Annotated in this window: 27 protein-coding genes; 11 read left to right on the top strand and 16 right to left on the bottom strand. The window is 66.1% G+C overall.

Going from position 1 to position 24,710, the window contains the following annotated elements; all coding sequences use genetic code 11:
- Position 1: 1 nt before the first annotated feature.
- The 4 genes from BM113_RS16465 to BM113_RS16450 are packed head-to-tail and all read right to left on the bottom strand — an operon-like array spanning position 2 to position 4,158.
- The gene (locus BM113_RS16465; protein WP_089789145.1) at positions 2-514 is read right to left on the bottom strand and encodes a hydrogenase maturation protease; all 513 of its coding nucleotides are present in this window, start codon (positions 512-514) and stop codon (positions 2-4) included.
- Complete coding sequence (locus tag BM113_RS16460; protein ID WP_089789144.1) at positions 498-1,346, bottom strand: cytochrome b/b6 domain-containing protein; 849 nt, start codon at positions 1,344-1,346, stop codon at positions 498-500. The genes BM113_RS16465 and BM113_RS16460 overlap by 17 nt, the downstream gene beginning before the upstream one ends.
- The gene (locus tag BM113_RS16455; protein WP_089789143.1) at positions 1,343-2,905 is read right to left on the bottom strand and encodes a nickel-dependent hydrogenase large subunit; all 1,563 of its coding nucleotides are present in this window, start codon (positions 2,903-2,905) and stop codon (positions 1,343-1,345) included. Before BM113_RS16455 ends, BM113_RS16460 begins: the two co-directional genes overlap by 4 nt.
- Positions 2,905-4,158, bottom strand: coding sequence for a hydrogenase small subunit (locus BM113_RS16450; protein WP_089789142.1), 1,254 nt, complete (start codon positions 4,156-4,158; stop codon positions 2,905-2,907). The genes BM113_RS16455 and BM113_RS16450 overlap by 1 nt, the downstream gene beginning before the upstream one ends.
- 457 nt (positions 4,159-4,615) lie before the next feature.
- Here BM113_RS16450 and BM113_RS16445 point away from each other — a divergent pair, with 457 nt between their 5' ends.
- The 3 genes from BM113_RS16445 (at position 4,616) to BM113_RS16435 (ending at position 7,830) form a co-directional block, all read left to right on the top strand.
- Positions 4,616-5,212, top strand: coding sequence for a TetR/AcrR family transcriptional regulator (locus BM113_RS16445; protein WP_089789141.1), 597 nt, complete (start codon positions 4,616-4,618; stop codon positions 5,210-5,212).
- Positions 5,212-6,714 (top strand): MATE family efflux transporter, encoded by a 1,503-nt coding sequence (locus BM113_RS16440; protein ID WP_089789140.1) that lies wholly within the window; start codon positions 5,212-5,214, stop codon positions 6,712-6,714. Before BM113_RS16445 ends, BM113_RS16440 begins: the two co-directional genes overlap by 1 nt.
- Before the next feature lie 90 nt (positions 6,715-6,804).
- Positions 6,805-7,830 carry a Gfo/Idh/MocA family protein gene (locus BM113_RS16435; RefSeq protein ID WP_089789139.1) on the top strand — a complete coding sequence of 342 codons (1,026 nt, stop codon included), beginning with the start codon at positions 6,805-6,807 and terminating at the stop codon, positions 7,828-7,830.
- A gap of 21 nt (positions 7,831-7,851) precedes the next feature.
- On the opposite strand, the gene BM113_RS16430 is transcribed toward BM113_RS16435, so the two are convergent.
- Entirely contained in the window at positions 7,852-8,823 is a 972-nt protein-coding gene (locus BM113_RS16430; RefSeq protein ID WP_089789138.1) for a radical SAM protein, read from the bottom strand.
- A 127-nt stretch (positions 8,824-8,950) separates the two neighbouring features.
- On the bottom strand, positions 8,951-9,352 hold the full coding sequence (locus BM113_RS16425; protein WP_089789137.1) for a hypothetical protein: 402 nt from the start codon (positions 9,350-9,352) through the stop codon (positions 8,951-8,953).
- A 115-nt stretch (positions 9,353-9,467) separates the two neighbouring features.
- Here BM113_RS16425 and BM113_RS16420 point away from each other — a divergent pair, with 115 nt between their 5' ends.
- Both BM113_RS16420 and BM113_RS16415 read left to right on the top strand, forming a co-directional pair.
- Positions 9,468-10,529 (top strand): zinc-dependent alcohol dehydrogenase family protein, encoded by a 1,062-nt coding sequence (locus BM113_RS16420; RefSeq protein WP_089789136.1) that lies wholly within the window; start codon positions 9,468-9,470, stop codon positions 10,527-10,529.
- A 753-nt stretch (positions 10,530-11,282) separates the two neighbouring features.
- Complete coding sequence (locus tag BM113_RS16415; protein WP_007143595.1) at positions 11,283-11,498, top strand: hypothetical protein; 216 nt, start codon at positions 11,283-11,285, stop codon at positions 11,496-11,498.
- A gap of 162 nt (positions 11,499-11,660) precedes the next feature.
- Here the strand turns inward: BM113_RS16415 and gvpM are convergent, their stop codons facing one another.
- The 8 genes from gvpM to BM113_RS16375 form a co-directional block, all read right to left on the bottom strand.
- Entirely contained in the window at positions 11,661-12,005 is a 345-nt protein-coding gene (gene gvpM / locus BM113_RS16410; RefSeq protein ID WP_089789135.1) for a gas vesicle protein GvpM, read from the bottom strand.
- Complete coding sequence (gene gvpL / locus BM113_RS16405) at positions 12,002-12,988, bottom strand: gas vesicle protein GvpL (RefSeq protein ID WP_089789134.1); 987 nt, start codon at positions 12,986-12,988, stop codon at positions 12,002-12,004. Before gvpL ends, gvpM begins: the two co-directional genes overlap by 4 nt.
- The gene (locus tag BM113_RS16400; protein ID WP_089789133.1) at positions 12,985-13,350 is read right to left on the bottom strand and encodes a gas vesicle protein K; all 366 of its coding nucleotides are present in this window, start codon (positions 13,348-13,350) and stop codon (positions 12,985-12,987) included. Before BM113_RS16400 ends, gvpL begins: the two co-directional genes overlap by 4 nt.
- Before the next feature lies 1 nt (position 13,351).
- Positions 13,352-13,975 carry a gas vesicle protein GvpJ gene (gene gvpJ, locus BM113_RS16395; protein WP_089789132.1) on the bottom strand — a complete coding sequence of 208 codons (624 nt, stop codon included), beginning with the start codon at positions 13,973-13,975 and terminating at the stop codon, positions 13,352-13,354.
- A 74-nt stretch (positions 13,976-14,049) separates the two neighbouring features.
- The gene (locus BM113_RS16390) at positions 14,050-15,093 is read right to left on the bottom strand and encodes a hypothetical protein (RefSeq protein ID WP_089789131.1); all 1,044 of its coding nucleotides are present in this window, start codon (positions 15,091-15,093) and stop codon (positions 14,050-14,052) included.
- A complete protein-coding gene (locus BM113_RS16385; protein ID WP_089789130.1) occupies positions 15,086-15,832 on the bottom strand; it encodes a DUF7127 family protein in 747 nt (248 codons plus the stop codon). The genes BM113_RS16390 and BM113_RS16385 overlap by 8 nt, the downstream gene beginning before the upstream one ends.
- A gap of 131 nt (positions 15,833-15,963) precedes the next feature.
- Positions 15,964-16,218, bottom strand: coding sequence for a gas vesicle protein GvpF (gvpF, locus tag BM113_RS16380; RefSeq protein ID WP_007143588.1), 255 nt, complete (start codon positions 16,216-16,218; stop codon positions 15,964-15,966).
- A gap of 8 nt (positions 16,219-16,226) precedes the next feature.
- Complete coding sequence (locus BM113_RS16375) at positions 16,227-16,889, bottom strand: GvpL/GvpF family gas vesicle protein (protein WP_089789129.1); 663 nt, start codon at positions 16,887-16,889, stop codon at positions 16,227-16,229.
- Positions 16,890-17,237: 348 nt separating this feature from the next.
- Between BM113_RS16375 and gvpA the strand changes: the two genes are divergently transcribed.
- From gvpA to BM113_RS16350, 5 genes are all read left to right on the top strand, one after another.
- Positions 17,238-17,525: a gas vesicle protein GvpA gene (gene gvpA, locus BM113_RS16370; RefSeq protein WP_007143586.1), complete on the top strand. Its 288-nt coding sequence runs from the start codon at positions 17,238-17,240 to the stop codon at positions 17,523-17,525.
- Between the two features lie 5 nt (positions 17,526-17,530).
- The gene (gvpN, locus tag BM113_RS16365) at positions 17,531-18,604 is read left to right on the top strand and encodes a gas vesicle protein GvpN (RefSeq protein ID WP_089789128.1); all 1,074 of its coding nucleotides are present in this window, start codon (positions 17,531-17,533) and stop codon (positions 18,602-18,604) included.
- Positions 18,605-18,705: 101 nt separating this feature from the next.
- Positions 18,706-19,272 (top strand): gas vesicle protein GvpO, halophile-type, encoded by a 567-nt coding sequence (gvpO, locus tag BM113_RS22895; RefSeq protein ID WP_089789127.1) that lies wholly within the window; start codon positions 18,706-18,708, stop codon positions 19,270-19,272.
- A 145-nt stretch (positions 19,273-19,417) separates the two neighbouring features.
- A complete protein-coding gene (locus BM113_RS16355) occupies positions 19,418-20,014 on the top strand; it encodes a hypothetical protein (RefSeq protein WP_089789126.1) in 597 nt (198 codons plus the stop codon).
- A 70-nt stretch (positions 20,015-20,084) separates the two neighbouring features.
- Complete coding sequence (locus tag BM113_RS16350; RefSeq protein WP_177209198.1) at positions 20,085-20,417, top strand: CHY zinc finger protein; 333 nt, start codon at positions 20,085-20,087, stop codon at positions 20,415-20,417.
- Positions 20,418-20,657: 240 nt separating this feature from the next.
- Here the strand turns inward: BM113_RS16350 and BM113_RS16345 are convergent, their stop codons facing one another.
- Both BM113_RS16345 and BM113_RS16340 read right to left on the bottom strand, forming a co-directional pair.
- On the bottom strand, positions 20,658-21,986 hold the full coding sequence (locus BM113_RS16345; protein ID WP_245758081.1) for an outer membrane protein assembly factor BamB family protein: 1,329 nt from the start codon (positions 21,984-21,986) through the stop codon (positions 20,658-20,660).
- 257 nt (positions 21,987-22,243) lie between these two features.
- Complete coding sequence (locus tag BM113_RS16340; RefSeq protein WP_089789123.1) at positions 22,244-23,209, bottom strand: alpha/beta hydrolase; 966 nt, start codon at positions 23,207-23,209, stop codon at positions 22,244-22,246.
- A 136-nt stretch (positions 23,210-23,345) separates the two neighbouring features.
- On the opposite strand from BM113_RS16340, the gene kynU reads away from it, so the two are divergent.
- Positions 23,346-24,653: a kynureninase gene (gene kynU / locus BM113_RS16335; protein WP_089789122.1), complete on the top strand. Its 1,308-nt coding sequence runs from the start codon at positions 23,346-23,348 to the stop codon at positions 24,651-24,653.
- The last annotated feature ends 57 nt before the right edge of the window (positions 24,654-24,710 follow it).

Here is a 24,710-nt window from a genome sequence, read left to right as displayed (position 1 = left end):
TTCAGTGATCCGTCTCGGTAACAAGCCGTCGTTCGATCCGCGACACCAGTTCCGGAAGTGCTGTTTCGACCGGTTCCGAGAGTTCGACTGCGGGCTCGAGCCGCTCCGGCACGACACCGATCAGGTACACTTCCTCGGGAACGTCGTATGCTGCGTCGCCCACCGCGAGGGCATCAGTGAAACTGTAGTCGTGCATCGTCACCTCGGGCGCGCTCGTGTCCGGCCGGTCGAGTCGATACTCCCGGATCGTTCCCGGCGATTCGTCGATCGCGAGGGCGTCGACGACGATCGCCAGGTCAGCCCCGCTCATCGCCTCGAGCGCCAGGAACGCTGTCGTCCCTGCGTGCGTGAGGGTCGTCCCCGCCGGAAGATCGCCGTCGTGCTCCTGCAGGGCCTCGATCGCGTGGTAGCCGACCCCGTCGTCCCCCAGTACCATGCTGCCGACGCCGACGACCGCCCGGCGGCGACTCTCTTCGGTCGCCGACGGCCTGGCGTCGTTACTCTTCGCTGTCATCGGTCTCCTCGAGGACGTATGCGTCCATCTTCCCGAACACCATCGACTTTAGCGCGCCGTGATTACTCGGCAGGATCGCGAAGTAGACGTGGCCGAGTATCATCGCGAACACGAGGAAAGCCAACAGCAAGTGGATCTGCAGCAAGAACTCGAACGGGAGCCACGGTGAGAGAAACCCGAGGAGTTCGATCCACCGGACTGGATCCGTCCGCATCTCGGCGTACATACCGAAGCCAGTCAGCGTGAGCAGACCGAAGAAGATCGACACCCACCAGAAGAACGTCTTCTGCATCGGGTGGTATGCGACCCAGTCGCCGTCCTCCTCGTCGTAGGTCTCGCGGGCATGGTGATACCCCGGAATGTAGGACTTCAGGCCGACGAACGCCTGTGCAACCCGAACGGTAACCCGAACGTCGTCCATCTCTGCCAGCTGTCGGTGTCCATCGACGTAGACGTGGTATAGCGGGAAGAGCACGAACAGAAACGCCATCAGCAGGATGCCGGCCCACATGTGCAGCCCGAACGCGATGTAGTAGCCGTCCCAGGGCGGGACGTTCATCGGCCCGTAGGTACCGGTCCTGATGGCATATCCCGTCCCCAGCAGGACGAACATGAGGAGTGCCTGGGTCCAGTGGGAGAGCCGCGCGCCGAGGCTATGGCGCTCGACCGTGACTCGGCCCTTCAGTGCCCGGATCCGGTCGTACCGGTCGTCGGCCTCTTCAGGTGGCGTCAGTACATCCGAGACGACCGAGCCGAGGCGTTCGCGGATCCCCCTCGATCCAGTTCCTGTGCCCGCACTCGAGCTGGAACTCGCGTCGGCACTACTGCTCACGGTTCGTCCACCTCCTGGCCGGCGAACGGCCGTTCACTCCCTGCAGCCGCGGTCCCCGGCGATGCGGGGGTGACCTCTTCGGTGTAGGTACCTGCGGGGCTCTCGACGTGGACCGAACAGGCCAGACAGGGGTCGAACGACCGGACCGTCCGCATGACGTTGATCGGATTCTCGTAGTCCGTGACCTCCATTCCCTCGACGGCCCCCTCGAAGATGCTCGGCGTTCCGTTCCCGTCACGGGGGCCGAGGTTCCACAGTGTCGGCGTGATGATCTGGTAGTTGGTGATCGTGCCGTCCTCGATCTTCACCCAGTGAGAGAGCGCGCCGCGGGAGGCCTCCCAGAGCCCGACACCCTCGCCGCTGAAGTCGTCGGTCCAGCCCCGGTTGACCGTTGCGTTCGGTTCGATCTCCTCGAGCAACTCGAGGATCCCGTCCCGGAGCAGGACAGCCTCCTGGGCCCGCGCGATCAACCGGTTCAACGTGGTGCTCTTGGTCGGATCGCCGCCCAGGTCCGCCCGCAGGTCGAACGGATCCCGGTCGGTGACGATCAGACGGGCGAGCGATCCGGTTTCCATGTTCATTCCGTCGTACCGCGGTGCCTTCCCCCACGAGTAGGCACCGTCCTTCTCGGGGTCGGGCTTGGGTGGGGACTCCTCCATCGGATGGCCGCCGGAATCGTCGGTGTACCAGGCCCGGGTGGTGTCCTCGGTGATCGCCGACGTGATCTCCTCCTTGCTCGGGTGAGAGAGTTCGCCGTCGACGTAGATGCCTGCCGGAACCTCTCGATCGCCCTCGCCGTCGGGGTAGACGCCGTTGCAGTAGTACCGGCCGGGGCCGACGCCGAAGTCGTCCGCACCGGCTTCCTTTGCGGCGAACAGGATCGAGACGATGTCGTGCAACCCCTCGCCGAGCGACGGGTCGAACTCGCCGTTACGGACGTTCCCGATCACCTCGGGGATCGCGTCGGTCGGGCCCAGCCAGTCGCTTACGTACTCGACCTGCCGCCGTATGGTCTGGAGTTTGCCCTCCGTCGGCGTCGCCGACATCCCGCCCGGGGCGTAGGTGAGCGGATGGGGAGCTTTACCGCCGAACTCGGCAAAGCCCTGCAGGAGCTGACGCTGGGCGTCCAGGGCCTTCTTGTATCCCTCGCCCTCCATCGGATCGAGCCGCTCGAGCCCCGTGTCGGCGACGGCGTCGCTGTAGTCCGGCCCGACCAGGGCGAACATGTGGACCGCGTGGTTCCACAGGGTCGCGATCTTCTCCAGGAGGTTGCGCATCTTCCGGGCGGTGTCGGGGACGCCGTCGAAGACGCCGGCTTCCCTGGCGGCGTTTTCGATGGCCAGGAGCGAACTCATCCGGTGGACCGTAAAGCAGACCCCACAGACCCGCTGGGTGAACACCGGGGCATCGGACGGGGGCCGATCGAGAACGACGGTCTCCATGCCGCGGAACATGTCCATGTGGCTCTTTGCCTCCGTGACGACGCCGTCCTCGACCTGTAGCGTCGTGCTATGGTGGCCCTCGATACGCGTCGTCGGGTCGATCTCGATCTCCGGCATTATCGGTCCTCCAGTGAGTCGGTCGGTTCGGTGTCAGTTCGACAGCCACAGTCGCCTCCGCAGCCACAGCCGTCGGCCTCGAGGCGTTCTTCGTCACCGTCCTGTCCATCGGCGGCCTCGTCGTCGCCGTACCCCATCGCCTTCCGGGCGGCGTGGGCCCCGAGACCGGCCACCGTCGCACCGACGGCGACCTTGCCGGCGGTCTCGACGTCGGTGAGTGCGAGCCCCTGTTTCTCCGCGGGCTCGTAGAACGGCGTCATCCGGTCCCAGAAGCCGGGTTCCATACAGCCGATACAGGGGGCACCGACGTTCCTGCAGACGCTGGTCCCGTCGTTCCACAGCCGGACCGAGTCGTCACAGTGACAGTACGGTCCCTTGCAGCCGACGTTGTAGAGACACTTCCCGGAACCGTCGCCGACGTGGTCCACGAACTCGCCGCGGTCGAAGTAGCCCCGCCGTGAGCACTCGTCGTGAACGAGCGGTCCGTAGAACGCTTTTGGCCGATTGAACTCGTCTAAATCGGGGTCGTGGCCGTTCAATAGCGTCGCCACCGTCAGCAGGACGTAGTCGGGGTGGGTCATACAGCCCGGGACATTGATAACCGGCAGACCCGATCCCGCGGTGAACTCGGGGCCGAGCACGCCGGCATCACCTTCCCGGTGGGTATACTGCAACCCCTTCGCACCGGTGACGTTCGGATCCATCCACGGCCCTTCTTCCTGGAAGTCGTAGACGTCAGGCGCCCCGTTCTCGGCCGACTGCCACCCGCCGTAGCAGGCACAGGTGCCGATCCCCATCACGTACTCGGCGTCCTCCGACAACTCGAGCACCCAGTCCAGTACCGGCTTGTGATGACCGTTTTCGTCCCGCCCGAACGTCGCAGCAGAGGGTATCTTCGTCGGAATCGCCCCCTCGACCAGCAGAATATCGGGCGAAGAACTCATCGCATCGATCGCCGCTTCACCGGTTTCGGCCATGAGTTCCGGATGGAACGTGACCTCGAGTTTGAACTGCGAGATCGCTTCCTCGAGGCTGGGTGCGGCCCCCTGAAGGGTCGACATCGTACATGCCGAACAGGTTTGTCCCTGGATCCAGACGGCTTCTTTATTGCCGTCAGTCGCCTGCTCGAGGGCTCTCGCGACCTCGGACCCGTATTGTGTGATAACGGATCCCGCAGACATCGACCCAACTAACTTCAGGAAGTTGCGTCGAGACGTCGCGGAGCTACGGACCGACGAGTCAGTTTCGCTCATCTGTTACTCATTCGAAGATTCAATCAATGTTAGTTATGTTTAGGAGAGAAATCCAGTCGAATGGGAACACCACTTCACATGTCCGAGTCGACAACGCCGAGTCGTGCCAGTACTCACCGTACCGATAGTTGCCCCTGCGAGTCGCTGCCACTGCACACCCGATCGCACGCGGTCGCGCGGTTCGAAACGAACGACCTGAATGCGAACCGCGGCTAGTGCGCCCAGGGTCTCCATCGCTGCAGTGGATCCATAAGTGCCCTCTCCCGGACCTTCGATTCACCCGTTCGTACGGATGGCTGCCAGTTGGGGACGGGTCCCCGGACCGTGGGTTCCCAGCCTGTGTGCCGGCTTCGACCGTCGCTCGAGACCCACCGACTCGGGCACGGAAGAGCGGTCTCGTAAGGGGTGGCCGGCTCCCCAAGATTTTTGACTGACCAGTCAGTAAGGACTGTACTTGATGGACGATACGGAACGAGCGGTCCTCGAGGCGACCTATCGTACGCTCTGCGAACGCGGTTACGCGGACCTGGCGATGCTGCGGATCGTGGACGAATCGGAACTGAGCAAAGCGGCCATTCACTACTACGCCAGCGAGGAACACCTCCTCGCGTCGTTTCTCGATTACCGCTACGAGCGATACCCGGAACGGCCGGACGGGGTATCGGGCGAAACCCAACCCGGTCGACTCGACGCGTTGCTCACCCTGCAGTTCGCCGAGGAGGAAGCTAACCCGGGAATCGACTTTCGGACCGCACTGCTCGAGCGACGCCCGCAGGCACCGTCGGACGACGTTCTCCGGGAGACACTGAGGGCGTTCGACGGGACGGTACTGTCCGGATCCGGACTCCACGAGACGATCGCTGCTGGTCACGAGACGGGCGCGTTCGAGGATCACGTCGATCCTGATCCGGCTGGTGACTCCCTGAGAACGGTGATCGAAGGAACACACACGCGACAGGTCGCCGTTTGGCACCCGGCCCGTCGCTCCGAGACTACACGTGCCTGCACCGATCCCTCTCTCGTCGGTGAGAACCCGTCGGCGGTGATCGCCTGATGGGAATCAGAGACTCCATCGACTCCCTGTTCAGAGGACCAGAAGCGTTGGATCTCACCTCGGGTGACATCGGCTGGCCGCTGTTTTCCCTCTCGTTGCCGATCATCGTCCAGAACCTCTTTCAGGTGCTGTACAACCTGGCCGACACCTTCTGGCTCGGGCGCCACAGCACCGAGGCGCTGTCCGCGATTACGTTCGCGTTCCCGATCGTCTTCCTGATGATCTCGCTCGCCCTGGGCATCTCGGTCGCAGGGAGCGTCCTCGTCGCTCAGCACACCGGGGCGGGCAACGATGAGCGTGCCGCGTACGCCGCTTCGCAGACCGTGGCCTACGCGGCGGTCATCTCCATCGTACTGGGTGTCCTGGGGTATGTCTTCGTCGACGATATCACCGCACTCCTCGGAGTGAACGAGACCGTGGCACCGCTGGTCGTCGAGTATATGCGCGTCTACGCCGTCGGCCTGTTCGCCGTCTTCGGCTTTGCGGTCTTTTTGGCGCTCATGCGCGGCTACGGCGACACCGTGACGCCGATGTACGTCATGGCTGGCTCGGTGATTCTCAATATCGTCCTCGATCCGATCCTCATCTTCGGGTTCGACGCGAATCCGCTGTTCGGCGTTCTCGGACTCGGTGGACTGGAAACCGCGGCACTCGAGGCAACCGGATTCACCGGCTGGGGAATCGGCGGCGCTGCGATCGCGACCGTGGGGACTCGGGCACTTGCCCTCGCCGTCGGGCTGGCGATCATGTTCCGCGGGAATCGCGGCGTCCGGATCCGCCTCTCCGAGATGGTTCCGGACCCCCTGTTCGGGCGGACGATCCTCAACATCGGACTACCGGCCTCCGTCGAAGGAGCCGCTCGATCGCTCTCTATCACCCTGCTTCTGGTCGTCGTAGCGACCTTCCCGAACGCGGTCAGCGGGGCGTACGGCATCGGAACTCGAGTCTTTTCGGTGATCTTCCTGCCGGCGCTCGCCGTCTCCCAGGGGATCGAGACGATGACCGGCCAGAACATCGGGGCCGGGAAAGTCGGCCGTGCCGCCGAGACGAATCACTTCGGCGCACGCACTATGCTCGTGGTCCTCACGGTGGGTGGTGGACTCATCGTGCTCGCTGCGAGACCGATCGCCGGCATCTTTTCCCCCGATCCGGCAGTGGTCGATCACGCCACGACCTTCCTCCGCGTGACCGGACTCACGTTCGGGTTCATCGGCGTCATGCGCGCCTACACCGGGGGCTTCCGGGGATCCGGTCACACGACGATCGCGGCCGCCATCTCCCTCGTGACGCTCGGGTTCGTTCGCCTTCCAGTCGCCTGGATCGCCTCGAGCACGTTCGACGTGATTGGACTCTGGATCGCCTTCCCGATCTCGAACGTCGTCGGGGGAATCGTCGCGTATCTCTGGTTCGAACGCGGCACCTGGCGTGATGGCACCCTGACCGCGGACGACCCGTCACTCGAGGGGGTCGGATCGAACGTCGTTTCGACTGACGACGATTGAGGACGACCGACCCGAGCGCCGAAACCCGGTTGCAGCGACATCCCGAACGGAATGCGCACCTTCTTGAGACGAGCGGTTCACCGTCCGTGCATGCACCAGGTCGGAATCGTCGGCTGTGGCGTTATCGGCTCGCGGCTCGCGGAGGCGTTCGACCAGCACGAACGGACGGCGATCCGGGCCGTCTGCGATCGAGTCCCCGAGAAGGCGGAGTCGATGGCAGCCACGTACGACTGCCAGTCAGTCACCGAGGTCGAGGACCTCGTCGGGATCGACGCGGTCGACATCGTCTACGTGGGCGTCCCCCCGAAACACCACGCGACCGTCGTCCGGGCCGCACTCGAGGCGGAAACGCACGTCATCTGCGAGAAGCCCATCGCGGAGAACGCGGCCGTCGGTCGCGAGTTGACCGACCGTGCTCGCGAGAGCGACTGTACGACCGCTATCAACTTCCCGTTTCGCTACACCCCGGGGTTCGTCGAGATGCGCGAGCGGATCGCGGCCGGCGAAATCGGCACGCCGAAACGGGTTACTCTCCGGTTTCGCTTCCCGCAGTGGCCCCGCGAGTGGCAGGACGTCGACTGGCTCACCGGCCGCGAACAGGGCGGCCCACTCCGGGAGGTCGGGAGCCACTTCGTGTTCGGGACTCAGGAACTGTTCGGCGACGTCGCCGACGTCACCGCGGACGTTCGGTACACGGCCCCGGAGACGTACGAGGAGTCCATCGTCGGAACCTTCCTCGCCGGCGGCGATCTCGAGCGTGCCGACGCGAACGGGGCGGGGCGAACGGCCGCCGAGGGCAGCGGCGCCGTCGACCTCGAGGAGAGCGTCCACGGGACGATCGACCTCCTCTGTGACTGTGCCGGCAGCGAGGAGAACAGCATCACGGTCGAAGGGACCGAGGGCTCGCTGTCGCTACGGGCGTGGCGTCGACTCGTCGCCGACCCCGGCGAGGAGGACGAACGCGTGATCACCGAGGAACCGGGGGAGACGACGCTGTCGCTGGTCGACGAGTTCGTGACCGACCTCGAGGGCGGGGACGGCGACCTCGTCTCCTTCGCGGCGGCGACGCGCGTCCAGGCCGTCGTCGATGCGATCCTCGGCGTCGAGCCTCCCTGAGCGGCCCGCGTTCTCTCCGTCTCAAAACAGGCCGAACGAGCCGCCACGCTTTAACATCGACCGGTCGAGATAGAGGTTCTCGAGGCCGACCTCGCGCGCGTGGTCGACGACCTCTCGATACTCGGTCTCGGTGATCGGGCGGTCGATCTCCGCGTAGAACTCCTCCTCCGCGGCCTTGTAGTAGGGCCGGTACTGGGCCATCACGTCGACGAACGTCTCCCTCGAGATTTCCTCGGCGAGGAACTCGAGCACCCGTTTGGCGCTCTCGACGTGGTTCGGCATGACCAGGTGACGGACGAGTAGTCCCTCGGTCGCGAGCCCGGTGTCGTCGACCGCGAGGTCGCCGACCTGGCGGTGCATCTCCCGCAGCGAATCGGTGACGTTCGACCAGTAGCCGGGGGCTTTCGAGTATTTGGCCGCGGCAGCGTCGTCGCCCCACTTCACGTCGGGCATGTAGATGTCGACGACCCCCTCCAGGCGTTCGAGGATCTCGACGCGCTCGTAGCCGCCGCAGTTCCAGACGATCGGCACCCCGAGGCCGCGATCCCGGGCGATCTTGACCGCCTCGACGAGGTGTGGCGAGTGGTGGGTCGGCGAGACGAAGTTGACGTTGTGACAGCCCCGCGCCTCGAGTTCCAGTGCCATTTCGGCGATCTCCTCGGCCGTCGCCGGGTCCCCTTCGGCCTCGTGACTGGTCTCGAAGTTCTGGCAGAAGACGCACTTCATGTTACAGTTCGCGAGGAAGATCGTCCCGCTCCCGTTGTGGCCCTTCAGGGGTTCCTCCTCGCCGAAGTGGGGGAAATACGTCGAGACGTACGCGGTGTCGTCGACCTGGCAGGTACCGTGCTCGCCCGCCGTTCGATCGACCCGACAGTCGTACGCACAGAGGTCGCAGTCCGCGTACCGGCCCCGGAGGTCCTCGATCCGCTCCCGGAACTCGTCGTCCTCGAGGTCGCGGTAGTTGGGCGTGGTCGCAGGCTTCCCGGTGCTCATGTCGAGGCCTATCGCGGTCGGCGGACAAACGTGTGTCGCGAATTGTCACACGTATCGACAGTCGTGGCTGCACACGGGTGCCGCGCCGCGTGTCGCATCGGCGTCCCGGGTACAGCAGCCGCCGCCGTTACTCGGCCGAGAGCCGGGCCTCGAGCACGGCGGTGTGGACGGTCCGGAGGTCCGTCTCCCGAATGATCGTCGCAGCTTCGAACCGCTCCCGGGCGGCCGCGACCGTCTCTGGTTCGGCCGCGAGATACGTCAACTCGAAGGCGTCGTGGGCGAGCGACTCGGCCGCTGCGAAGTCGGCTTCGTCGTACAGCGTCGTGAAGTCGGTAACGACCGAGGCGACGAGGTCGTGGGTCGCCTCGGCACCAGGATCGCCCGCCGGAATCGCCGACGCGGACGGTTCGAAGTAGCCCTCGAGGTCGACGACGCCGGCCGCCTCGTAGAGGTGGTCCTCGAGCGCGTCCCGGACCGGCCGCGAGATGTACAGTCCGTACGGTTTGAATCGGTCCTCCCCCGTGTCCATACGGGCACTTCTACGGGGGACCCCACAAAGGTACGGGCGGCCGCCGATCGACTCTCACCGGGTCGAATGGTTGGCGGTGCTAGAGTTTTGTACGTGCATAGAGAACACGGCTCACATGCGCGCTGCCGTACTCGAGGACCACGGCGAACCGCTCGCGATCCGCGAGGTCGACTACCCCGAGCCCGGACCGGACCAGGTCGTCGTCGAAACCGAAGCCTGTGGGGTCTGTCGCAGCGACTGGCACGCCTGGCAGGGCGACTGGAGCTGGATCGGTGCAGCGGTCCGGGAAGGACAGATCCTCGGTCACGAACCCGCCGGCGTCGTCGCCGAGGTCGGCGAGAACGTCGAGACGCTGCGGGCGGGCGACCGGGTCACGGTTCCGTTCCACCTCGGCGACGGGACCTGTCCCCACTGCCGCGAGGGTCGGGCGAACAACTGCGACGCGGTCGTCCCGCTCGGCCTTACCGGGAGCGCGCCCGGCGCGTTCGCCGAGGCGTTCCCGGTCCGGAAAGCCGAGTTCAATTGCGTGAAACTCCCCGACGACGTCGGGTTCGCGGAGATGGCAGGGCTGGGTTGTCGGTTCATGACTGCCTATCACGGGCTCGCCGACCGGGCCGACCTCCGGCCGGGCGACTGGGTCGCGGTTCACGGCTGTGGCGGCGTCGGGCTTTCGGCGATCCACGTGGCCGACGCCCTGGGCGCTCACCCGATCGCCGTCGACGTCCGCGAGGAGAAACTCGAGCGGGCCCGTGCCCTCGGCGCCGTCGAGACGGTCGACGCGTCGGCCGTCGAGAACCCTGCCAACGAGGTCAAGGCGATCGCCGACGGCGGCGCGGACGTCGCTATCGACGCCCTGGGGATCGCCGAGACCTGCCGGAACTCGATCGCCAGTCTCGGGACGTGCGGTCGCCACGTCCAGATCGGGCTCACGACCGGGGAGGAGGAAGGCGAGATCGAACTCCCCGTCGACGTCATGACCATGCAGGAGATCGACTTTCGCGGTTCCTTCGGGATGCCGCTTTCCCGCTACGGGGAACTGTTCGACCTGATCGAGCAGGGGACCCTCGAGCCCGACGCGATCGTCGGCGACCGGCTCTCGCTCGAGGACGTCCCGGAGACGCTCGCGGTGATGGACGACTACGGGACCGTCGGCATTCCGGTCGTGACGGACTTCTAGGAACCCGGACGGGGGCGGGAGCCCGCCCGGCATGAGAGACATGAGCGTACTCGAAGCGGGGGCGAGTCCACTTCCGAGCGATCCGGGCACGAACGCACGCAATCGGCTGGTCAGCGCGTCGTATCCGGGCCGAGCGCGTACCCGGCGGGGCATTCCATCCCCGCACGTGTCACCATGGGGGGATCACCCTTTGTTATGGATCGGGTTGGACGGTCGTAGTCTCCCCACACCGTCGACAGGATCCGAATAACCGGGCTATAGCCTGACGCTATGGCTGGTATCCGGGCTGCACGACCCGGCGGCACGGTCCGGCGACGACGAACATCCTCGATCGGAACTCGACCGGCGACCCCCCGACCGGGTCCGCTCGTCGGCAACCCCGTGGCGGTCCCCGGACTACCGTGACCTCGGTGCTCGATCGGACGACCGCAGCCGTTCCAGTCGCTCCGGACTCGAGGTGTGTCTCGGTGGGCCGGAGACCCGGCTCGAAAGCGGTCGATACCGAGTGGATTCCCGAGATTGAAATCGGTTTGGCCGTCACTTACCACGTCGCTCGAGCGACGGCGGTCCCGGTTACGTCGGGCGGTATACGCCGTTTACCGATGCCCGAGTCGATCCCGCCGTGTCCGGATTCATGCCACCCTATACCACACATTTTACGCCCGCGAGTATCGCAGTAAGACGGCCGTTGTACGTAGTCGGCCTTCCGTTACAAGCCGGATAACTACAGTGGGGCGAACCGACCGACCGGATATGATCACCTGCTCTAACTGCGAGACGCCGCAGTTCCTGCAGATAACCCAGAGCCGGGTCTACTTCGAGGACGGCGAAATGATCAACGAAATTTCGGAGTCCTACGAGTGCACGCTGTGTGGGTCGACCGGGCAGTACGTCTACGACGAGGACCACGACGAGGAACGCGTCAGCGGCGACGTCGAGTTGACCACGGAGCGGCCGAAGTACGCCTGACCGCTGGCCCCTGCGAAGGGGCGAAAGGAACCTCCGGCAGAGTCAGTATCGGGGCCGTACCCGGACTGAGACACCCGTCGATTACGGCTCGTCGCTGGTCTCGATCGGGACTCGAGACCGTCACTCGCTCTCCTCTCGTTCTCCTCTCGCTCTCGTCTCCCGTTACTCGCCGTCCCGTTCGTCGTTCTCGCGGTCGTTTCGATCGATTCGAGCGGTCGCGTCGTCCTGCCCGACCCCACCGTCTGCGGACTCGACCGCGCTCGGTGGCGTTCGGCCGTTCGATCCGACGGCCACGTCCGAGTGACGCCGCCGGTGCTCGACGTCCCACTCCTCGAAGAACCCGTACTCGGTCATCGTCTCCATGCCCGCGATCGCCGCGGTAAGTTTGATGCCGACGAGTGGGATCTCCGCGACGGAGACGATCACGTCGGCCCGAAGGACGGCCCCATCCCTGAGCAGAACGTCGATCACGTCGACCAGCGCCTCGTCGTCCTTGCGTGGTCTCATGGGCTGGGATCGGGGTTCGTCGATCGGTTGCCGCCGTTCCGATCCTCGCCACCGCCCAATTCCGGCGCGAACGTGTACGGCGGCCACGGTCCCGTGAACCGGACCTCGAGGCCGTCGGTCGCAGCCACGTCGTCGAGGACGGAGCCGATCTCGCCCTCGGCCTCCTCGTGGGCGAGCAGGGTGAGCCGACAGAGGGTGTTCCCGTCGCCGCTTCCGGCACCTCCGTCCCCGCTTCCGCCTGCCCCCGCCCTCGCATCGCCCTCGTCCACCACCGCGTCGTCGAGCGACGCCGTCGGCGAGCGCTCGAGGGCGTGGACTTCCCGTGCTCGCTCGGCCAGCCGATCCTGCAGGTCCGCGGTCAACGATTCCCGTCGTGCCGCCCGCAGTTCCGCGAGCCGCTGGTCGAGTTTCTTCTCCAGGAGAAAGGCCGTCCCTTCCTCCGAGTCGTCGATCCGGGCGTCGAGTTCCCGCAGCCGGTCGTCGTCCTCGATAAGCGCCTCGTCCGGGACGGGTTCGGTCTCGACGACCTCGACCCGGTACTCCCAGTGACCGGCCAGCTCAGACAGCGCGCGCTCGAGGGTCTCTGACTCTTCGCGGAGCCACTCGCGGACCCGCTCGTCGTCGCCTCTGAGGATCGTATCGAACTGGAACGGGATCGGCGTGCCAAACGCCTCTCCGGCCTCGTCGACGACGGTCTGGTGGCGAACGAGCCATCGCCTGACCTGTGCGAGGTCCGCGGTATCGTAGATCCCCTCACAGGGATGGACGACCGCGCCGATACCGTCCGCGACGACGACGGAGACGGGTTCGCCGTCGACGCCGGTCGTCTCGAGCGTCGACTCGCCGGTCTCGGCTTCGGTCCGAACGATGCAGTAGAGATATCGTCCCTCGTCGATCTCCGGTACCTCGTCGGCGACCGCCTCGGCTTGCTCCTCGAGGGCGGTCTCGAGTTCTTCGGTCGCGTCCGGTTCGTTCCCGGTCACTCCTCGTCACCTCCGAACACCGAATAGCCGGGGCCGTGGGGGCGGGCGTCGGAGTGCGTGGCGGACGAGCCGGGTCCGCGAAGTTGCTGGATCGCGTCGTCGACCAACCCGTCGAGGTCCGCACGGAGGTCCTCGACGCCGCCCTCGATCCCCTCGTCCCGTTTGAGCTGTTCGATTTCGGCTTCGATTCGCGCGAGCTGGCTCCCGAGCCGTTCGATCTCTTCGTCCGAGAGGTCGCCAGACTCCATGCGCCGGACGGCCTCGCGCTCGAGGGCCTCGATCAGGAGTTCGACGACGGTGACGACGAGCGTGACCAGCCCCTGGCGTGCGTCCTCACCGTCGCCGACGTCTATCGTTGGCACGTTAGCTCTCCTCCGTTTCGGGTTCGGTTTCGGGTTCGGTTTCCGCTTCCTGTTCCGTCTCCGCGGCGTCCGAGTCGCCAGTCTCACCGTCGTTCGGGCGGTCGCCCCCGTTTCCGGATCCGCTTTCCGATTCGTCGTCCCCGTCGCTGATCAGGTCGAACCCGCCGCTGGTCGGTCGCTCGGGGTCGGGACGGGCACCGAGCCTGTCGGTTCCCCGATCCGGGGGTGAGAAGGGGCTGTCGTCCCGGTCGCCGCTCGCGTCTTTCGCCTCGCCGGCCTCGTCCGCGTCGGCCTGCCGTTCCTCGTCGGCGTACCGCTCGTCGGCGGTCACGTTGACCCCGCGGGTCGGATCGATCGCCGGGTTCGGTCGCTCCATCTCGGCGAGCGAGGGATCGTCGACCGCGGCCGCGACCCGCCGCATATCCGTTCCCTCGGGGAACTCGAGGCCGTACTCCGCTGCGGTCTCGAACGAGGCGATCGCGGCCCGGAGCTGGACGCCCAGCAACTGGGTGTCGCCGATCGAGACGGCGATGTCGGCGTTGATCACGATCCCCTTGTCCAGCAGCATCTCCACGACCTCGGCGAGGTCGGTCTTCTGGCGACTCGGCTGGAAGTCGTCAACCATCGGTCTCACCCCTCTCTCCGGTCTCCGTCGCGTCGATCCCCTCGAGCGGTCGTCCGTTCCGCGTGTGTGGTGGGTCAGTCATCGTCGTCTCGCCTCCGTTTCCGGTTCCCGTTTCGATTCCGGTCTTCCGCCTCGCGTTCCCGTTTCCGGTTTCCGTTCCGGTTCCGGTCCCGGTTCCGATTCCGATCCTCCGCCTCGCGTTCCCGTTTCCGCTTCCGTTCGCGCTCGAATCGGTCGCCGTAGATGCGCTTCCGGCTGGGGGCCGTCGAGAGGTGCACGTCCTGCGGGACGGTCCCGTGTTTGACGCCGCTGCCGACGGCCGCGCGCTCGGTCGGCATCGTCGACGCCGCCGTCGGGTTCCGCGAACGTGCACTCGTATCGCGCCTGCGCATCCGCTCTCGGTTGTACTCGACCAGACGTTCGAACTTCTCGTGGGTCTCGAGCAGCGCCGCGCGAAAGGCGTCGATCCCCTGCATCGCGGCCTGCTGGATGGCGACCTGGTAGGCCTCGGGATCCTCCATCACGTTGACGTCCCCGAGGACGTCGCGAGGGTCCGCGTCGTCGGCCCAGTCCCCGTCGACGAAGCCGTCCTCGTCGTCGGCCATGTCCGTGGCCTTGTCGGCGGCCGTAGACGCGGCGCTTTCGATCATACCGACGTCCCCGCCCTCGTCGTCCGCGTCGGCCAGGTCGTCGACCGCCTCCTCGAGTTCGCGTTTCTCCCGCCAGAGGTCGGTCAGGTCCGTGGCGTCCCAGGCCTCGAGGAGATCGATCGCCTTGAATAGTTTGGCGACGTCGACCACGTCGCCCACTCCCGTTTCGTCCTCCGCGATCGCGTTCGGGATTTCGCCGGTCTCGATCGCCGCCAGCAGTTCGTCGCCGTCGACGGCCTCCGGCAACTCGCTCAGGTCGATCGTCTCGACCAGTTCCTGAATCTCGACCGCGACTGACGCGAGCGTCTCCACGTCGCTGAGGACCGCCTCGGGGGTGGCTTCCTCCAGTTCCTCGAGTTCGTCGAGACGCTCGGCGCTCCCGAGGTACTCGTCGAGGTTCTCGAGGGCCCCTTCGGCCTCCTCGAGCAAGGCGGTGAACTCGTCGTCGGTGCCGTCGTCGTTACTCATTTTCCTTCTCCTCCTCCCCCGTTTCCGGGCCGTCGTTCGTTTCGTCGGACTCTACGGCGGAGTCGGACTCTACGGCGGACCCGGACTCGGACTCGATCAACACCGTCAACACGCCGTTGTTGATCGTCGCTTCCGCCCGTCGGTCCGGCCAGGGGACCTCGAGACGCTCGATCTCCCGTCCCGACACGGCGACGACGAGCATCGAACCGTCGAAACCGACGGTGACGTCGTCGGGATCGACACCGACGACGTCCGCTGTCACGAGCAGTTCGCCCTCGCCGCGCCGGGTGGTGACGCGGTGGTCGTCCTCGGTGTCGGTCGAAGACGACGCCGAGGGCAAGGGCGAGGACGAGGGCGAGGACGAGGACGAGGACGACGACCGGTACCGCCGCGTTCGACGGCGATCACCGCCGTTCGGTCCCGTCCCGGATCCCGGCCCCGGACGCCGGCCGCGTGACCCGCCGTCCAGGTCCTCGAACGCGCTACGGTCGAACCCCGACTCGTCGAGCAGGTCCTTCCCGGAACGGATCGAGACGTCGTAATCGAGAACCGTTCGATCCGTCCGTTTGCGCCCGGATATCGACCCAGATTCCGACCCCTCGAGGCGCTCGAGCGCGGACAGCAGGCTCGAGAGCCAGCCGCTTTCGTCCCGTGTTCGGTCCCAGTCCGCGCTCTCGTCGCGCGGTTCGGAGTCGTCGGTTGGCTCGTTTCCGTCGTCGATGGGATCGTCCTTGGTCATTGTTGGGTGAGGGTGGTCGGGAGCGGGGAGTCGTCGAGGTTGCTCGTTGGTCGGTGGTCGTTGGTCGGTGATCGTTGAAATCGTCGCGTCCGCACCACGGGCGGTCACGCGAGCGCGTCAGGACTCAGGACTCAGGACTTCACCTCGACACGCCCGCTCGAGAGTCGTTCGTGGACTTCCTGTGCGATCTCGATCTCGGCCTCGAGTTCCTCCTTGCGCCGGCGGTACTCCTCCTCGGAGCGCTCGCCGATCTCGTACAGCAACTGGTTCTCCTTGAGTTCGTCTTCCAGCGCCTCGAGGTCGTACAGTTCGTTCAGCGCCATGGTGTGTAGCGTGTCCACGATGCCGACGATCGGCCGGAACAGGAGGTCGTCGAGGACGAACATGGGTAGCGTTACCTCTGGGCTCCGATCTCGACGTCCACGAAGCTGTACGGTGCGAACGGGCCGGTGTAGCGAAACGTCAGGTCCTCGTGATCGTGAGCCTCGTCGCCCTCGAGTCGCGCGACCGCCTCGTCGAAGGCCTCGCGGTCCTCGCGGTCCACGAGGTACGACCGGTTGAGCACGAGTCGATCGCTGAACAGGTCGTTCGGTACGGACTGGGCCGCTATCGGCTCGAGTTCGTCGTCGACGGCCGCTTCGATCGCCTCGTCGTCCACGTCGGCGTCCTCCTCCCGAACGATCTTGAGGCCGAGTTCGATCCGGCCCTCGATGTCGTTCATCGCGCGCCGGAACGCGGGCCGCGCCCCGCGAAGGACGTTCTTCAGCGTCCGATCGCTCTCGAAGGACATGCCGAACTGCATCGGCACGATCGCCCGCTCGCGCTCGTCCATGATCTCCCGGAGGACGTCGTCGTGGCGCTGGGCGTCCTCGTCGGTCTCCTCGGGGTCGGTCGTGTCGATGTCGGAGACGACGGCCCCGAGTCGGCGATGGGAGATCGTATAGACCTGGTCGGCACCGGCGACGGCGTCGGTCTCGAACTCGACCGGGTCGCCGTCGACGATCCCGTAGACGTAGCGGTTGCTCGTCATCGGCGAATCACGCTCCGTCGCCGGCATCGATTACGGGGTAGCGTGACCGTTCGGCAACCGCATCGCGTCCGTGGACGTGAACGTATCATGGGAGGTCGGATCACCTCGAGCGAGCGGATGCAACGACGCTGGCGGCGACCGACGGCGGAGTCCGCCGCCGGACACCCGTCGATACTCGAACTCGAGAGTCTCGTCACGCGACGTTCGGGACCTCGACGCGTTACCGTGGTGCTTGCAGTAGCAGCCCTGGCGGGGCCGTGATAGCCCCATCGAGCGCCTACGAAGGGCCAGTCCGCCGGAATCACGGGGCCCTCACCCGGCTTGCAGTCGCAGCGACAGCCGTGTTACGAGGGCGTCGTGAACGGCTTGTTGTCTATGGCACAACCACAACGACGACCCGACTCCTCGAGTCTCGCCGAAGTCCTCGACCGCATACTCGACAAGGGCGTCGTCATCGACGTCTGGGCGCGGGTATCCGTCGTCGGGATCGAACTGCTGACCATCGAGGCGCGCGTAGTCGTGGCCTCCGTCGACACCTTCCTGCACTACGCGGAGGAGATCGCAAAAATTGAGCAAGCCACCGCGGAGGGCGACCTCGAGGAACTCGAGGAGCTCGAGGTCGAGCCGCGGCCGGAATCGTCGCCTCAGTCGGCCACCGAGTAATCCACATGGCGGAGGACTCCTCGCGCAAGCGCAAGGTCCGGGGCCGCAAGATCAGGAGCGACCGCTCCGGGAAGGCGAGTCGGAAAGCGAAGAAAGAACTCGCGCGGAAGGCGTCGTCGACCGGGAAGCGAAACGGCGACTCGGGCGACTCACCCCTGGAAGATCCGCGGGAGGTCGTCCCCCAGCCGTTCGTCGAGACCGACGCCGTCGAGTCGCTTCGCGGTCGCATCACGGGCTGGCTCGAGGCCGATCAGCCGGTTCATCTGATCGGCCCCACCGGCTGCGGGAAGACCGCGCTTGCGCTGTCGGCCGCCGCCGAGCGCGGCCGGCCGGTCGTCTGGCTCAACGGCGACGAATCCGTCGACACGGCCGCGCTCGTCGGCGACCACGCGGGCGGCGAGCGCTACAAGGAGGACGACCGGTTCGTGGGCGGCGTCAGCAAGCAGACCGAGATCGTCCGCGAGCGATGGGTCGATAACCCCCTCTCCGTGGCGGTACGGGAAGGCGCGACGCTCGTCTACAACGAGTTCTCGCGCAGCGACCCCGCAGCCCACAACGTCCTGCTGTCGGTCTTCGAGGAGGGCGTCCTCGAGCGGCCGGGCAAGCGCGGCGAGGATCGTACGATCGACGTCCACCCCGAGTTCCGGGCGATCGTCACCTCGAACGACGTCGAATACGCGGGCGTCCACCGGCAACAGGACGCCCTGCTCGACCGGTTCGTCGGCGTCCGCGTCGACTACTACGACGCCGAAACCGAACGCGAGATCGTCCGGGCCCACGTCGACCTCCCCGACGAGGTCGTCGAGACCGTCGTCGAGACGACCCGCACGCTCCGGGACGACCTCGAGGTCGTCGTCGGTACGCGGGCCGCGATTACGGCGGCGAGGGGGCTTTCGGTCTTCGACGACAGGGAGACGGAAGACGGGACGACCCTCGACGACGACTTGCTGACGACGGTGTTCACCGACGTCCTCGCGCCGAAGGTGGCCGGCGAGCGCGACGGCGACGGCGACGAGGACGACGCGAGAGCCAGGGACGTCGAGGATCTGCGAACGAGCATCGCCGACGCGATCTCGTAACGAAACCGAGGCGAAACCGGGACGAACCCCACCGAACCGCAGCGAACACACACTGCGAAACTCGAGCACGAACCCACAGGAAACGAGCGGACACCGCACCCATGGCCGAAGCCGATCAACAGGAGCCGACCGACCGATGCAAGGCACTCACCGAGGACGGCGAGCGGTGCTCGCGGCCGGCCACCGAGGACGGCTTCTGCTTCCAACACGACGAGAGTGATCCAACCGTGAGCGACAGTCAAGCGATCGAGGAGGAGGAACAGGCACAACAGGAGCGAGAGGGAGACGGAGGAGCCGATGGCGGCGAATCCGAATCCCGGAGTCGCGAACTCGGCCCCGACATGACGGCCGAGGAGAAGACCGACCCCGAATCGGTAGAGGCCGACGTCGACACCGATCACGACGAGATCGAGGGCGTCCTCGCCGTTCGGCGCACCGTCCAGTCGACCGCCGGGGAACTCATCGGGCGGGAGTTCGACGCGGTCAGCGAGATCGCGCCGACCGACGACGGCTGGCGCGCGGTCGTCGAGGTCGTCGAGCGGCGGTCGGTCCCCGACACGCAGGACATCATCGGCCGCTACGAGATCGAACTCGACGAGAACGCCGTCGTACACGGGTATCGACGGCTCGATCGCTACCGGCGCGGCGACACGGCAGCGTTCGAGTGACAGGCGAGAGCCGCTCGCGGTCGCTCTCGTCCGTGTAGTCCCTCGTGTAAACTCCGTTCCAGCGATCGATCCGGACGGGTCAGGTCGGGGCCTTCTGCTTCCTGCCTAGCTATTTCGCTCCTGCGTCCCGTCGGTGGAAGCAGTCATGAGCGTCACTGTAGCGATCGACGAAAATCAGGGTGTCCGGATCGTCGAAGACCACATCGAACCGGTCCCGCCGGATCGTATCGGGTTTACGATCGAGGGAATGGTGTCGATGACCGAACAGCTACTCGGTCGGTTCGAGGGCCAGAGCCTCGAGCCGTCCCGGATTCGGCTATCAGTCGACGAGACGACGACGGTCGAAATCGATCTCACGGGGAAGGCGTCGCTTCGACTCTCGTCGACCGACGTGGGCATCGAACCGCCGGGCGTAGAGGACCTCTCTCGAGGCCTCGACGACTGCCAGTCGTCGATAGCGGATCCGACGGAGGCGACGGACCCGAGACCGGCGATACTCGCCTTCACCGTCGACGGCTCGGTCGTGGACGTGCCCGAAGAAACGCTCGAGGTCGTCTCGGTGACGGAGCCATCGGTCGAAGCACTCACCTTTTCGGTCGACGACGCGATGAAAAGCGACGGCGGGGTCCCCGACGACGTGGTTCTCGAACTGAACCTGCTCGGATACGGGATTTCCGTACACCGGGACGGCACGATCGTCGTCGGCGTCCTTGGCGGTTCGGCGGGAATCGGGCTCCGCTGATCGGGCGGACACTGACTCGACCGAACCCCAACTTCGAAGAACCGGCCGCTCGTCGCTTCGACCGACGACCGTGTCCGAACGCACTCCCGTCCGCGGCGTCGACGTCGATCCCGACACCCGGTGTGCCCACTACCACACCGACCGCGACGTCGTCGCGTTCAAGTTCGCCTGCTGCGAGACGTACTACCCCTGCTTTCGCTGTCACGAGGAGGTCGCCGACCACGAGGCGGTGCCGTGGCCTCGAGCGCGGTTCGACGAATCCTCGGTGCTCTGTGGCGTCTGCCGGAGCGAGTTCGGCGTCCCGGAGTACCTCGAGGGAGACTACCGCTGTCCGTCGTGTGACGCGGCGTTCAATCCCGGTTGCGAGGCCCACGCCGACCTGTACTTCGAGACCGACGACTGACTCGTTACCAGTGGGGAGTACGATTTCTTCGTTCAGCCCCACACCCGGAACTGAAACGGACGATTCGGTGACCACGTGTGCTCGTCGACCAGCGAGCGTTCTACCAGGTGAAATCGAAGTTCGTGTCGTGCTGAACGTAGCGCGCGTATCTTGCAGGTCCAACTGAACGGCGTCACCAGCACACCCCAGAGGTAGTTCGACGTTCTCAATCCGGAGAAACAGCTACCATCGGACCAGCGGTTACTGCTCTGCCAGCGCGGCCACGTATCCCGACCGCGTCCCGACGATCGCCCGCGTCCCGTCCACGGCAGGTCGCGTCAAATAGTCCGGATGCGAGAACGACCACCGCTCGGTGCCGTCCGGTGCATACGCACGGAGATGCTGCATTCCCTCTTCTTTCCCACCCCGGACGATGACTCCCTGTTGATTGCCAGCCACGATCCTGACTTGTCCGGGTACCGTTCGCCTCCACTCCCGATCCCCAGTCGTTGCATCGACTGCGTGGACTCCCCCATTCTTACTGGCCAAGTAGACCATATCGTCCACGACAACCGGCGGATCTCTCGTATCGCTGCCGACAGAGTACCGCCAACTTTCGCTTCCGTCGGCACGGTCGACCCCGAACAGCCAGCCACCGTACTCGGTGATGTACACCGTATCACCCGAGGCGACTGCGCCAGTCGGGACGAACGGTTCGTCAACGGGGACCGAAAACCGCCACCGCTCACTTCCGTCCCCTGCACTCACCGCAACGACCGGATAATTCCCGTTCTCGTTCTCCTGTTCGGATATCAGATACAAGGCGTCGTCGAATACTCGAACGTCGTCCGTCCCCGGGCGCATGTCCCGGTGCCAGCGCTCTTCCCCGTCACCGACGGCGAATGCTGTCGTTCGGCGACCGCCTGCCACGGAGTAGAGAGTGTCACCGTAGATGGTAGCATCCGTCGTGTCTCCGGTTTCGATAGACCAGTACTGATCACCGTCGCTCGCCCGGATAGCGAATAGTTCCTCTCCCTGGATTCCGTATTCATCGTCCGAGGTGCCGAGGTAAACAGCCCCGTCGCTACTATCCAGTAGATGGAGGTATCGGTCGTGTTCCTCCGTCGTCCACGTTTCCGACCCGTCATCGAGGCGGACGAGTTGCTGGTCGATACCGTGTGTTCCAGCGCTCCACCCGGTGACGACGAAGACTCCGTCTCGGACGATCGGAGACGACGCGACCCCCGCTGGTGCTTCATACTGCCACTGCTCGGTACCGGCATCCGCCGTGAGTGCATAGACGTTCTCGCTCCTCTCCGGCCGAACGTGTTCCTTGGTGCTTCTCGCTCTGTCGTTGGTCCCGCCACTGAGGTAGACGATACCGTCTTGAAGCGTTGGCTGGTTGCGTATCGAACCGCCCGTCTGGTATGTCCACTGGACAGCATTACCGGCAGGCGCCTCGCCGTCGTCTTCGGCAGCCGTTCCGTTATCGGGTGATTCGCCGAACGGACCAGCGTCTTCTCCGTTTAGACAGCCAGCGACCCCGGCCAGCGATACAGAAACGGTAGCCAGCAGTTCTCTGCGATTCATACGCAATACCGTCTTCATATAAACAAGAGCCTATCGTAGACTAAAAGAACCATTTGACTGACCTGCATTGTTACTCACCGGTTGCCTCGATCGTTCCATTCGGAAGAGAACACCACGTGTGCTGACTACAGCCCCGACATTCAGCGGGCGGATTTTGACATATTTCGAATATACCGGTAGCCGCTTCGGTAACTGCCTGCCCTCCACTGACCGCGAGTTTCGTGTCCCACACTGAACGAAGGGATTTGCCCCCGATGTTACAGCAGTTCGGCGGCCGCGTCGGTCACCTCGTCCATCGCGACCGCAGCGCGGTCGACGGCGTCGGTGAGGCTCAGGAACCCGTGGGCCAGCGACGGGTAGTGACAGTGGCGCGTCTCGACGCCGGCCGTTCGCAGCCGGTCGGCGTAGGCCACGCCCTCGGACCGAAGCACGTCGTGGCCCGCGGTCGCGATCACGGCCGGCGGCGCACCCTCGAGCGCCTCCGGATCGGCCCGCAACGGTGCCGCACGCGGATCCGCGGCGTCGGACGGGTCCGCGAGATACCGCTCCCAGAACCACTCCATGTCGGCCCGGGAGAGCAACTCGGCGTCGGCGTGCTCGCGGTACGACGGCCGCTCGAAATCGCGGTCAAGGATCGGGTAACAGAGCAGTTGTACGGCCGGCGAGACCTCGCGGTCCCGGGTCTCGAGCGCGACCGCAGCCGCGAGTCCGGCCCCGGCGCTGGACCCCGCGACCCCCAGGCGGTCGGGATCGATCCCGAGGGAGGCGGCCTCCTCGTCGGCCCACTCGAGGGCGGCCCGGACGTCCTCGGCTGCCGCGGGGAACGGATGCTCGGGTGCCAGGCGGTAGTCGACCGAGATGGCCGCGGCACCGACCCGCGTCGCGAACTCGCGACAGAGGTCGTCGGCGGAGTCGAGCGTGCCGAGCACCCAGCCGCCGCCGTGGGCGAAGACCAGCGCCGGCAGTCGGTCGTCCGCCCCTTCGGTCGACTCGTCTGGCCAATAGATCCGCACCGGGAGGTCACCGCCGGGACCGTCGATTCGTCGCTCCTCGACCGCCGCGACGGCCGGCCCGTCGCCCGCGGAGAAGACCTCGTCCTCGAGTCGCCGCGCCTCGCCGACGGACATGCTGTGCCACGCGGGGAGGTCGGCTACCCGGCCGTTCCGGAGGGTGTCGGCGAGTTGCGGGTCCAACTCGTCGGTCGCCTCGTCGGCGTCGTCCATACCCTCCGTCAGTGGCGACCGTCAGTTAGGGGTACCGGCTGGGCGGCGACGGACCCCGCTCGAGCGGCGGACCGACGACGGGGACTCGAGGGCGGGCCGCCGAAACGTTTCAGTGGCCGCCGGCAAACCGTGTCCCATGGACCCCGACTCCGGTTTCGACGGAGACCGAACGCACGGCGACGGCGTCGACTACGCCCGGGAGCGAGACGCCGCCGACCCCCTCGCGGCGTTCCGGGATCGGTTCGACGTCCCCGGCGAGGTCTACCTGGACGGCAACTCGCTCGGGCCGATCTCGGACGCCGCCGAGGCGTCGCTCGATCGAGCGGTCGAGGAGTGGCGGGAACTCGGCATCGAGGGGTGGACCGAGGCCGACCGTTCCTGGTTCTGGTACGGCGAGTCACTGGGCGAGGATCTCGCGCCGCTGGTCGGCGCCGATCCCGACGAGGTGGTCGTCGCGAACTCGACGACGGTCAACATTCACACGCTGGTGGGAACCTTTTTGGACGCGCTGGAGGATCGCCCGCCGGGGATCCTGGTCAACGACCTCGACTTCCCGACGGACCACTACGCGATCCGGGCGCAGTTGCGCCAGCGCGGCTACGACCCCGACGAGCACCTCCACCTCGTCGAGAGCCGGGACGGGCGAACGATCGACGAGGCCGACGTCGTCGACGCGCTCGAGGCACACGACATCGGCATCGTGTTCATGCCCTCGGTGCTCTACCGGAGCGGTCAGTTGCTCGACCTCGAGCGGGTCACCGAGGCGGCCCACGATCACGGCGCACTCGCGGGGTTCGACCTCGCCCACTCGGTCGGCGTCGTCCCCCACGACCTCTCGAGTCACGGCGTCGACTTCGCGGTCTGGTGTAGCTACAAGTACCTCAACGCCGGCCCCGGCGCGATCGCCGGCCTCTACGTCGACGAGCGCCACCACGGGACGACCCCGGCGCTTGCGGGCTGGTGGGGCCACGAGAAGGAGACCCAGTTCGAACTCCGCGAGACGTTCACCCCCGCGGACTCGGCCGGCGCGTGGCAGATCGGGACCGTACCGGTCCTCAGCGCCGCGCCGCTTGCCGGGGCGCTCGAGGTCGTCCACGAGGCCGGGATCGACGCGATCCGGGAGAAATCGCTCGCGCTGACGTCGTACCTGATCTCGCTTGTCGACGGGAACCTCGCGGACCTGGGGTGTTCGGTCGCTACGCCTCGAGAACCCGAGCGGCGCGGCGGCCACGTGGCGATCACCCACCCCGAGGCGGAGCGAGTCAGCGAAGCCCTGCGGGACCGCGGTCTCGTCGTCGACTTCCGCCCGCCGAACGTCATCCGGGTCTGTCCAGCACCGCTGTACACCGGCTTCGAGGACGTCTGGGAGTTCGCGGAGGGCCTGCGGGAGATCCTGGTCGAGCGCGAGTACGAGCACGTCGACGCCGACAGTACTGTCAGTTGAGACCCCGAGAGTACAGGGGGTAAACGGATCGCCGAACTGACCGATTCGGGTCGATCC

This window comes from Natronobacterium haloterrestre (assembly GCF_900112205.1).
Classification (GTDB): domain Archaea; phylum Halobacteriota; class Halobacteria; order Halobacteriales; family Natrialbaceae; genus Natronobacterium; species Natronobacterium haloterrestre.
The sequence above is the reverse complement of the archived record's forward strand: the minus strand, read 5'-3'. Positions and strand labels throughout refer to the sequence as shown.

Bases quoted from the DNA above. Each gene is read 5' to 3' on its own strand.
- BM113_RS16450 (WP_089789142.1), bottom strand. From the start codon at position 4,158: ATGAGCGAAACTGACTCGTCGGTCCGTAGCTCCGCGACGTCTCGACGC.
- gvpN (WP_089789128.1), top strand. From the start codon at position 17,531: ATGGCGGAGGACTCCTCGCGCAAGCGCAAGGTCCGGGGCCGCAAGATC.
- BM113_RS16375 (WP_089789129.1), bottom strand. From the start codon at position 16,889: ATGCCGGCGACGGAGCGTGATTCGCCGATGACGAGCAACCGCTACGTC.
- BM113_RS16390 (WP_089789131.1), bottom strand. From the start codon at position 15,093: ATGAGTAACGACGACGGCACCGACGACGAGTTCACCGCCTTGCTCGAG.
- gvpA (WP_007143586.1), top strand. From the start codon at position 17,238: ATGGCACAACCACAACGACGACCCGACTCCTCGAGTCTCGCCGAAGTC.
- BM113_RS16435 (WP_089789139.1), top strand. From the start codon at position 6,805: ATGCACCAGGTCGGAATCGTCGGCTGTGGCGTTATCGGCTCGCGGCTC.
- BM113_RS16415 (WP_007143595.1), top strand. From the start codon at position 11,283: ATGATCACCTGCTCTAACTGCGAGACGCCGCAGTTCCTGCAGATAACC.
- gvpF (WP_007143588.1), bottom strand. From the start codon at position 16,218: ATGTTCGTCCTCGACGACCTCCTGTTCCGGCCGATCGTCGGCATCGTG.
- BM113_RS16465 (WP_089789145.1), bottom strand. From the start codon at position 514: ATGACAGCGAAGAGTAACGACGCCAGGCCGTCGGCGACCGAAGAGAGT.
- BM113_RS16425 (WP_089789137.1), bottom strand. From the start codon at position 9,352: ATGGACACGGGGGAGGACCGATTCAAACCGTACGGACTGTACATCTCG.
- gvpJ (WP_089789132.1), bottom strand. From the start codon at position 13,975: ATGGTTGACGACTTCCAGCCGAGTCGCCAGAAGACCGACCTCGCCGAG.
- gvpM (WP_089789135.1), bottom strand. From the start codon at position 12,005: ATGAGACCACGCAAGGACGACGAGGCGCTGGTCGACGTGATCGACGTT.
- BM113_RS16355 (WP_089789126.1), top strand. From the start codon at position 19,418: ATGAGCGTCACTGTAGCGATCGACGAAAATCAGGGTGTCCGGATCGTC.
- BM113_RS16430 (WP_089789138.1), bottom strand. From the start codon at position 8,823: ATGAGCACCGGGAAGCCTGCGACCACGCCCAACTACCGCGACCTCGAG.
- BM113_RS16340 (WP_089789123.1), bottom strand. From the start codon at position 23,209: ATGGACGACGCCGACGAGGCGACCGACGAGTTGGACCCGCAACTCGCC.
- gvpO (WP_089789127.1), top strand. From the start codon at position 18,706: ATGGCCGAAGCCGATCAACAGGAGCCGACCGACCGATGCAAGGCACTC.
- kynU (WP_089789122.1), top strand. From the start codon at position 23,346: ATGGACCCCGACTCCGGTTTCGACGGAGACCGAACGCACGGCGACGGC.
- BM113_RS16345 (WP_245758081.1), bottom strand. From the start codon at position 21,986: ATGAATCGCAGAGAACTGCTGGCTACCGTTTCTGTATCGCTGGCCGGG.
- BM113_RS16420 (WP_089789136.1), top strand. From the start codon at position 9,468: ATGCGCGCTGCCGTACTCGAGGACCACGGCGAACCGCTCGCGATCCGC.
- BM113_RS16440 (WP_089789140.1), top strand. From the start codon at position 5,212: ATGGGAATCAGAGACTCCATCGACTCCCTGTTCAGAGGACCAGAAGCG.
- BM113_RS16455 (WP_089789143.1), bottom strand. From the start codon at position 2,905: ATGCCGGAGATCGAGATCGACCCGACGACGCGTATCGAGGGCCACCAT.
- BM113_RS16385 (WP_089789130.1), bottom strand. From the start codon at position 15,832: ATGACCAAGGACGATCCCATCGACGACGGAAACGAGCCAACCGACGAC.
- BM113_RS16445 (WP_089789141.1), top strand. From the start codon at position 4,616: ATGGACGATACGGAACGAGCGGTCCTCGAGGCGACCTATCGTACGCTC.